7 protein-coding genes are annotated in these 6,000 nt (G+C 49.8%); 5 read left to right on the top strand and 2 right to left on the bottom strand.

Annotation, left to right across the window (positions count from 1 at the left end; translation table 11 throughout):
* A partial coding sequence (locus LX69_RS09085) for an Rpn family recombination-promoting nuclease/putative transposase (protein WP_221621322.1) occupies positions 1–790 on the top strand: 790 nt, incomplete at its 5' end.
* Between the two features lie 6 nt (positions 791–796).
* Complete coding sequence (locus LX69_RS09080; RefSeq protein WP_146260694.1) at positions 797–1,096, top strand: hypothetical protein; 300 nt, start codon at positions 797–799, stop codon at positions 1,094–1,096.
* A 208-nt stretch (positions 1,097–1,304) separates the two neighbouring features.
* On the opposite strand, the gene LX69_RS09075 is transcribed toward LX69_RS09080, so the two are convergent.
* Complete coding sequence (locus tag LX69_RS09075; protein WP_146260693.1) at positions 1,305–2,165, bottom strand: hypothetical protein; 861 nt, start codon at positions 2,163–2,165, stop codon at positions 1,305–1,307.
* A 618-nt stretch (positions 2,166–2,783) separates the two neighbouring features.
* Between LX69_RS09075 and LX69_RS09065 the strand changes: the two genes are divergently transcribed.
* Both LX69_RS09065 and LX69_RS09060 read left to right on the top strand, forming a co-directional pair.
* Positions 2,784–3,464: a hypothetical protein gene (locus LX69_RS09065; RefSeq protein ID WP_111445679.1), complete on the top strand. Its 681-nt coding sequence runs from the start codon at positions 2,784–2,786 to the stop codon at positions 3,462–3,464.
* A 135-nt stretch (positions 3,465–3,599) separates the two neighbouring features.
* Entirely contained in the window at positions 3,600–4,829 is a 1,230-nt protein-coding gene (locus tag LX69_RS09060) for a nucleoside recognition domain-containing protein (protein ID WP_111445677.1), read from the top strand.
* 30 nt (positions 4,830–4,859) lie between these two features.
* On the opposite strand, the gene LX69_RS09055 is transcribed toward LX69_RS09060, so the two are convergent.
* A complete protein-coding gene (locus LX69_RS09055) occupies positions 4,860–5,093 on the bottom strand; it encodes a hypothetical protein (RefSeq protein WP_111445675.1) in 234 nt (77 codons plus the stop codon).
* A gap of 99 nt (positions 5,094–5,192) precedes the next feature.
* Here LX69_RS09055 and LX69_RS09050 point away from each other — a divergent pair, with 99 nt between their 5' ends.
* Positions 5,193–5,912, top strand: a complete 720-nt coding sequence (locus LX69_RS09050; RefSeq protein WP_111445666.1) for a DUF6261 family protein — start codon at positions 5,193–5,195, stop codon at positions 5,910–5,912.
* The last annotated feature ends 88 nt before the right edge of the window (positions 5,913–6,000 follow it).

Genomic DNA, 6,000 nt, shown 5'->3' with positions numbered 1-6,000 from the left:
ATCAATTAATTATCTTTGCCTCAAACCACACACCATGCATTATCTCGATCCCAAAAACGACCTCACCTTTAAACGGATATTCGGAGAGCATCCGCACCTGTGCAAAAGTTTCCTCAACAGCGTACTGCCGCTTGAACCCGATGCCCTGATTGAGGAGCTTGAATACCTCTCCCCCGAGTTGGTGCCCGAAATTCCGGTGCTCAAACGCACCATTGTAGACGTGCGCTGCCGCGACCAAAAAGGTCGTCAGTTTATTGTGGAGATGCAGATGCATTGGACCGAGAGCTTTAAAAACCGAGTGGTATTCAACGCCTCCAAGGCCTACGTCAAACAGCTGGACAATGCCCGCGAATATAAGTTGTTGCAACCCGTGTATGCGCTGAGTCTGGTGAACGAAAACTTTGAGCCTAAACTGACCGACTATTACCATCACTACAAAATTGTAAACATCAGTCAGCCCGAGCGGCAAATTGAAGGGTTGCAGTTCATTTTCATTGAACTGCCCAAGTTTAAAGCGGCCAACCTGCAGGAGAAACGTTTGCAGGTGTTGTGGCTGAAGTTTCTCACCGAAATAGAGGACGGCGCCAACAACATCCCCCCCGAACTGCTCGAAGAAGCCCACATCAAAGAGGCCGTCCACATATTGGAATCAGGCTCCTACTCCAAAGCACAGCTCGAGCATTACGACCAATACTGGGACTCCATCCGGTCGGAACGATCCTTGTTCCTCGATGCTGAAGAACGAGGCCGGGTGGAAGGGGAGCATACCGGATTTGTGAAAGGGGAATAGATTGGAATGCAAAGAGGAGAACAAGTCGGGATGCAAAAAGGAGAACAGATTGGATTGCAAAAAGGCGAGCAAATCGGAATGCAAAAAGGAGAACAGATTGGAATACAAAAAGGAGAACAGATTGGAATGCAAAAAGGTCTCCGCAAAGGCGTCTACCTCTCGGCTCTCAAACTGATGGAAAACAGCATGTCGCCCACCGAGATCGCACGCATGCTAGCTCTTTCACCCGAAGAGATTGAGCACCTCACCTCACTGCGTCACCGCTTTGACGACAACGCGCATCTGCACCTCGAAGATCTGGAATAATAAACCAACGGCCGAAAACTCGTGGTTGCAAAAAAAACGCACCAAAAATATATTAGAGGAAATTGTTCACATAGTGATACCAAAGGATGCGTTACAAGGTGAAATTGCGGCAACGACGGTGATTACACCGATTTTTTCAGCAATTAATCAATTGCAGCATTAATTCAATAACGCCGGAATTGTCGCCATTTCTCCATCCCCCCAACTATCATCCCTCTAGATATTCCCAATCCTTAATATCTTCAAATTTTGCATATGCAGCTTTCGCCGAAGGATGATTCAATAAAGATTCAACAGCAACCTCTGGTAATTCATGCGGCACCAAATCATTTCTCACGAAAATGAAATTAAAACCCAACTCATTAGCCCCAACTAATCGGTATCCCTTTTTATTGGCAAGTTTATTCATTGCCACAGGAGATGCTCCGTGATAAATAGGGTGTTTCCCTGGATACGAATAATTAGGATCATAGGGAACTACAATATTCTCCAACCCAAACTCATTATGAGTTTCGATAATAACAACCTGAGGCGACACCACTTCAATCGAATCCCAAATCCAATAATCATTCCCATCAATATCAATTGACAACAATCCCACCTCTCCTTTGATGCCGTTTTTCTCGATTATCTCATTAATATTTTCACGAGTGACTTTGGAACACACAAAGGAAGGTTGATACAACCAGGGATGAGGATATTTCTTATAAAACCGAACTCCTCGACGAACGCTTTCCGGGTTTCCATCGACAAACAATCCGTGCCATCCAAAATGAAAATACAGATTAGCGCAATTACTGTTAATCCCGTCATCCGCCCCGATCTCGATGAACACTTTTTTTTCCATCCCTATGATGGAAAAAATATACAACAACAACCCATCTTCTTCAAATTGCGAAAACACCCTAAATCCGGTTTCAGAAATACACGGTAATTCGTTTCGCTTTAAGAGTTCACGATAATGCAAGTAAAGCTGCCGCTGTCCGATTTGAACAGAAGGTGATAATCGCTCTCTGACTTTAAATATTAAAAAATAGTACTTGAATATTTTTTTCATCCAATTCTTCATATCATCTCATTCAAAATAAACATCAAAAAAAATCACAATTTCACGTTCACTTTTTTTTCCCTACTAAAGGAACCATAAAGATTCAGGTAGGACATCCGCATTAAAATTCTGCAACAAATCGTCCCATAAAGAAACACACACGATAGAACGGTACACATCGAGCATTTAGTATACCCCCTAACACCCGTTGGCACAATTATACTCTTTTATTATCAGAATTTAATGACCGAATCTTGTTCAATTCATAAAAACCAATGACACTTTTTCCTGATTGCTCATCAAGACTCATAGACATTCGAAAAAACGAACTAATAAAATTGAATACCGGGATGGAACAATTCATTCGAATAAGCCATTCTCCAATTTCAATGAAATCAGCCATATTGCCATCAACCAACGAAACATGAAACGAGCCATGAACAAGCCATACCGACACAGAAGAATAACGATTAGTGAGTTCCATATGACCCCTGAAAAACTATTTTTTCGGCAGATGAAACATACAGTTGAAACAAAACAGTATTTGACCTGACTCAACGAGACATCTCCGAAATCCACCCACCTTAAAGACATCCCTTAAAAATTATCCTTATTTTTAAGGCCTATAACACGACGTCCATGAATCGCTTCATCCATCTTCTCATTCTCATCGCCCTCACCCACCTGCTTGCCCCCCTGTGGGCGCAGGATTTAAAAAACATCAAAAAAACCCATCAACTGCTCTTCGAGGATGCCTTCAACGACCAGTCGCGGCAGCTTTACCGTTTCTCCACGCCCGACCAATGGGTGGTGACCGACAACGGCAAGTCGGGCAAAGACCTCAAATACCTGGGCGCCAAACGTCCGGCCGGTGAGCAGATGCACCCCTGCGAATTTATGTTGCTGCCCCACGAGGCCATTGGGGCGTTTGTGATGACCTTCGACTTTTTTCAGCGCGGGCGCGACTTCTCGCTGCGCGACGTGTGCGTGGTGTATGCCCTGACCAACGACAGCACCTACGCCTATGCCCAGGCGGCCAGCGAACAGGGGCGTTTCAGCCACAACATCTTTACCCGCACCGACGGACAAACCCAAAAACTGGGCACCACCACGGCTCCTCCCATGATTTGGAGTTACGAAAAGTGGCACCGCGTCACCGCCATTCGCGACACAGCCATCGGAAGTCTGCAACTGTGGATTGACGACACCCTGATACTCGAGACCACCCGCGACACCCCCACGACAGGCCGCATTGGCGTTGCCACCTACGGCTCGGAGTTTAAAATTGACAACCTCAAGGTGTGGGTGCCCAAAAATTAATCCCCCTTTGCGAGTCATTGGCATCTCTCATTAAACACAGAGGCACGGAGTCACAGAGATAGAGACTAAAACTCCCCGCCTTGGCACCTCAGCGTTGATGCTTAAGACTTCTAAATCTGATAAACCCTCCCCCACATGGCTCTCAACTACATCTGGATTGGCTTCTTCCTCATCGCCTTTGTGGTGGCGCTGGGCAAACTCATCTTTTTGGGCGACACACAGGTGTTCAACCTCATCATGGGATCGACCTTTGAATCGGCCAAGACCGGCTTCGAAATTTCGCTGGGGCTCACCGGCGTGCTCACCCTGTGGCTGGGCATCATGAAGATTGGCGAAAAAGGCGGCATGGTGCAACTGCTGTCGCGCGCCCTCAGCCCCCTGTTTGTGCGCCTCTTTCCGCAGCTGCCCAAAAACCACCCCGCCTATGGCAGCATCATGATGAACCTGGCGGCCAACATGCTGGGTCTCGACAACGCCGCCACTCCCATGGGACTCAAGGCCATGAAGGAGATGCAGGAGGCGAACCCCGACAAGGAATCGGCCAGCAACCCCATGATCATGTTTTTGGTGCTCAACACCTCGGGTCTCACTCTGGTGCCCGTGAGCGTGATGGTGTACCGGTTCAACATGGGCGCCGCCAATCCTGCCGACGTGTTCATCCCCATCCTGCTGGCCACCTTTGTGAGTACCCTGGTGGGACTGGTGGCCGTGGCGGCCTATCAGCGCATCAACCTGTTTAACCGCGTGGTGATGGCATACATTGGCGGCTTGTGCGCCTTGATGGGAGCGCTGGTGTGGTGGATGATGTCGCTGCCCCGTGAACTGCTGAGCACCGTGTCGCTTATGGGCGCCAACATCCTGCTTTTCACCCTCATCATTGGTTTTATGGCGATGGCCATGCGCAAAAAAATCAACATCTACGACACCTTTATCGAAGGCGCCAAAGAAGGCTTTGGCATTGCCATTCACATCATCCCCTTCTTGGTGGCCATGCTGGTGGGCATTGGCGTGTTTCGCGCCTCGGGCGCCATGGACACCCTTATCGGCGGCATCCAAACGCTGGTGGCCGCCCTGGGTTTCGACACCCAGTTTATTCCCGCCCTGCCCACGGCGCTGATGAAACCCCTGAGCGGCGGCGGCGCCCGTGGCCTGATGGTGGATGCCATGAACACCTACGGCGCCGACTCGTTTGTGGGACGCCTCTCGGCCACCTTTCAGGGAGCCACCGACACCACCTTTTACATCCTGGCCGTCTACTTTGGCTCTGTGGGCATCAAAAAAACCCGTCACTCGGTGGTGTGCGGGCTGCTGGCCGACCTGGGGGGCGTGGTGGCCGCCATTGCGCTGGCGTATATGATGTTTTGACCGAGCGATCACTGCTTTTTTGCCGCTGCGTCACGCAGCAACCCATTTCTCTCTGACAATAGCCCGCTGCGCCACGCAGCAGGGCATTTCCTTTGGGAAATAACTCGCTGCGTGGCGCAGGAACCCATTTCCCGATGGAAATAAACTGCTGCGTGGCGCAGCAACGTATTTCCTTTTGGAAATAGCCTGCTGCGCCACGCAGCGCCAAATCGTCACTTTTTCAATCCCCTCAACGACCAAATTTTCAAACAAAAGATTTCCCAAAACGGGTTGATGTTTTGGATATTTTTATAATTTTAACACTCCAAAACATCCGTTGGGTGTTTCTTAATCCATTAATTCATCAAATAATTCCTTCAATTTATGAAGATTTCATCACCCCGTTTCTCAAAGTATCTCACGGCCGATGCCCTGGAGTATTCCTATGCTATTGTAAACCGATGCCGTGAGCGCCAGCCGCCCATGTCGCCCACCGAACCACAGGTCAATGCCGTGCAGGAAGCAGCCGAAGCGCTCAACGCCAACTTCAAACTGGAACTAAGCGACCCCTACAGCAAAAACATGTCGGGATTAGACAACGTGCGCGACCGCCTCATTATGGGCACGCGAACCATTGCCGAGGGATACACTTACCACTTCGACCCGGCCACAGCTGCCAAGGCCGAGCTGATATTGAGCACCATCGACAAGTATGGGTCGCAAATTGCCCGCCTGCCCTACGAAGCCGAAACCACCACGCTGGCCAGCCTCACCAACGACCTGATGGGAACCCCAAAAATGGCCGAGGCCATTCGCGACCTGGGTCTCGACACGTGGATCATTCAGCTCAAGACCGTCAACGATCAGTTCCGCCAAACCTTTAGCGCGCGCGTGGGGAGCCAAACCGATGCCCAGCGCAAGACCACCAACGAGCTTCGTCAAAAACTGCACGACGCCCTGCGCACCCTCTTCGCTCACCTGACGGCACATGCCACGCTAAGCAACGACGCCTCGGTAACGGCCATCATTGGCGACATCAACGGGCTCACCGACCGCTTTAACCAACTGACCGACCGCAGGCTCAATAAGCCTTCCGAAAACTAAACCATCAATCACCACACACAAGCGCCGCTCCCGACATCACGTCGAGAGCGGCGCTTGCCGTTTTTAGATGGAATGATTGCCCCCGAAA

Origin of the sequence: Breznakibacter xylanolyticus (assembly GCF_003254275.1) — a bacterium.
GTDB classification, from domain to species: Bacteria; Bacteroidota; Bacteroidia; order Bacteroidales; family Marinilabiliaceae; genus Breznakibacter; species Breznakibacter xylanolyticus.
Note: the sequence above shows the minus strand (reverse complement) of the source record. Positions and strands in the feature narration are given on the sequence as shown.